We start from the raw sequence: 2,774 nt of genomic DNA on the forward strand, positions 1-2,774 counted from the left end.
GGCAGCAGGTTTTGATCCTGCCATGCGGGGGTTCGAATCCCTCCACCCCAGCCATCTTTCTAAAGCCCGACTAAAACCCGTCGGGCTTTTTCGTTTTTGGTGTTTTCAGAGAGTATCAATGTTTACCGGTTTAAATTATGCCCAACTTGTTTTGAGCTGGGTGGTCTGATTTATTTGGGTTATCGTATGTCACATTGAACATGAAGTGATGTGTCTGAGTGTCCATCTGTTGTCATTGCAAATAGTCGAAGACCCAAAACATCAAGATAATTCCGTGAAAAAACAAATTTCGTCATTAAAGAATAAACATTTGCGTTAGTTTCTGAGAGATTACTAACCTGACACTCCATAAAGTTGAGGCCTGTTTTGGATTTTGTACTCACCCTTGATTGGGGGCTTTTGCTGTTTCTTGTTGCGGTTCTGGCTGGTTTTGTTGATTCTGTTGCGGGCGGTGGCGGATTGATTACAGTTCCTGCACTTCTGGCGGTGGGGCTTTCCCCGGCACAGGCTCTGGCGACTAACAAATTACAGTCCACAGGCGGCTCTTTCTCTGCCAGTGTCTATTTTGTTCGAAGAGGTCTGGTGAATCTCAGGGAAATGCGCTTCGCCATTTTCATGACCTTTGTTGGCAGCGCTGCAGGCGCGATTCTGGTGCAGATGATTGATGCTTCGGTGTTGAGGCAGACCATTCCCTTCCTGTTGTTGGGTATAGCTGCTTACTTCATTATTTCCCCCAGTGCCCGAATTGCCGGGGCTGCTACTGCCAGAATGAGCCTGACGGCTTTTGCCTGCACAGCAGGGCTGGGGATTGGCTTTTATGATGGCTTCTTTGGGCCGGGTACGGGCTCTTTCTTCGCCATAGCCTTCGTCAGTCTCCTTGGTTATTCCCTGGTCATGGCAACGGCTCACACCAAGGTTCTGAACTGTACCAGTAATGTAGCCTCCCTGCTGTTCTTTATATTGGGTGGTCAGGTTGTCTGGGCTGTAGGGGGAATCATGCTGGTTGGCCAGTTCATCGGTGCCCGACTGGGATCAAGAATGGTTGTGAAGCGTGGTCAGCAGATTATTCGTCCCATGATCGTCATTATTTCACTGGTTATGACCGGCAAGCTCATGTGGGATGATTACGGACACTTGCTGTTATAAAAGGTTTTTCTGCGCAAGTGACAGATTAACGTTATTATAGATAGTCCGACAGGCTCCTCGTCCCGGAGTCTCATAACTGGTTTTGGCAAGAATAACGTCGCCCGAGTATTTGAATGGACAGCAGTTGGCTCAGTGCATTGTTCGGGGGAATCTATCTTGCCCTGATCATAGCCTTTGGAATACACATCATTATGCAGCGCAGGCCAGTAGGTGTGACACTGGCCTGGATATTGTTGCTGTTCATTCTGCCGATAGCCGGTTTCTTCTTTTACCTTTTGTTTGGCTCAAGACGTCTTGGAAAAAGAAGGCACCGACGTCTGGAAAGCCTCTATCCCGACTATGAACAGTGGTCCAGTCACCTGTCGAGAGTGATCACCCAGAGGCAGCTCGAGTGTCCCTCCAATACCCCTCACACGGGGATCTACAAGCTGGCGGAGCAGACTTTGGGCATTCCGGTGTTGCCCTGCAGCAAGCTTCAGTTGTTTCATGAAACCGATGCGATCCTTCATGGCCTGTTACAGGATATAGAGAAAGCCAGGCACAGCATTGTTCTGGAGTTCTATATCTGTGAGCCCAAGGGGCGAATCAAGGTTTTGGCAGAGGCCCTGATCAGAGCCTCACGACGTGGCGTTGACTGCATGGTAATACTTGATGCGGTGGGTAGCCGACAGTTTCTTCGCGGTGAGTGGGCAAGACGTTTCCGTCTGGAAGGCATCAGTGTGACAGGCTCCATGCCGGTTGGCCTTTTGAGGATGCTCTTTGAACGGGTTGATATCCGCAACCATCGCAAAATTCTCGTGATTGACGATGAGATCGCCTGGAGTGGCAGCTTTAATCTGGTCGATCCGGTTCACTTTCGTCAGAGAGCCAATGTCGGGCAATGGATAGATGCGATGGTAAGGGTAGAGGGTATTCCTGCCCACGTTATGGCGGTTATTGCTCATTGGGATAAAGCGCTTGAAACGGGTGAGAAGCATTCGTCGTTTAATGCCACTTACGAGTTTCCACCATCTTGTCTGGACAGTTATGCCGGTGCTGATGTTCATGTGTTGCCATCAGGACCGGGTATCGATCGGGAAAGGCTTCATCAGGTTTTGCTGACAGCGATTTATGAAAGCAAAGAAGAGCTGCTGATATCCACGCCTTATTTTGTTCCCGACGAATCATTGCTGACCGCCCTGAAGTCAGCAGCCATGAGAGGGGTGGACGTTCAATTGCTGGTTCCCCACAAAAATGACTCCAGGATGGTTCACCATGCCAGTCGTTCCTACTATGAAGACTTGTTAAATGCAGGGATAAAAATATTGCAGTTCAAGGGAGGGTTACTGCATACCAAGTGCGTTCTGGTCGATCGATCCACCATTTTGTTTGGTACAGTCAATCTGGATATGCGCAGTGTCTGGCTGAATTATGAAGTGACCATGATCATCTATGACAGAGCTTTCAGCCAAACCATGGCGACGCTTCTGGATCAGTATATGCAGAGTTCTGAGCGTGTTCGCTTGTCTTTGTGGAGTCAGAGGTCTGTCAACAGAAGATTTCTTGAAAGTTTATTTCAGCTGTTAAGTCCTTTGCTCTAGCAGCCTGTCGGACTTAAGGCTGTCCTACTGCGGTTGCAATAAATTGGT

2 protein-coding genes are annotated in these 2,774 nt (G+C 48.9%); both read left to right on the top strand.

Translation table 11 applies throughout. The features are described from left to right. The first annotated feature begins 366 nt into the window (after positions 1-366). A complete protein-coding gene (locus KDK17_RS02740) occupies positions 367-1,146 on the top strand; it encodes a TSUP family transporter (RefSeq protein WP_257287293.1) in 780 nt (259 codons plus the stop codon). Between the two features lie 113 nt (positions 1,147-1,259). Continuing rightward, positions 1,260-2,726, top strand: coding sequence for a cardiolipin synthase (gene cls, locus KDK17_RS02745; RefSeq protein ID WP_257255504.1), 1,467 nt, complete (start codon positions 1,260-1,262; stop codon positions 2,724-2,726). Positions 2,727-2,774: the final 48 nt, after the last annotated feature.

The organism is Endozoicomonas sp. SESOKO2, from assembly GCF_024606245.1.
In the GTDB taxonomy this organism is placed as follows: domain Bacteria; phylum Pseudomonadota; class Gammaproteobacteria; order Pseudomonadales; family Endozoicomonadaceae; genus Endozoicomonas_A.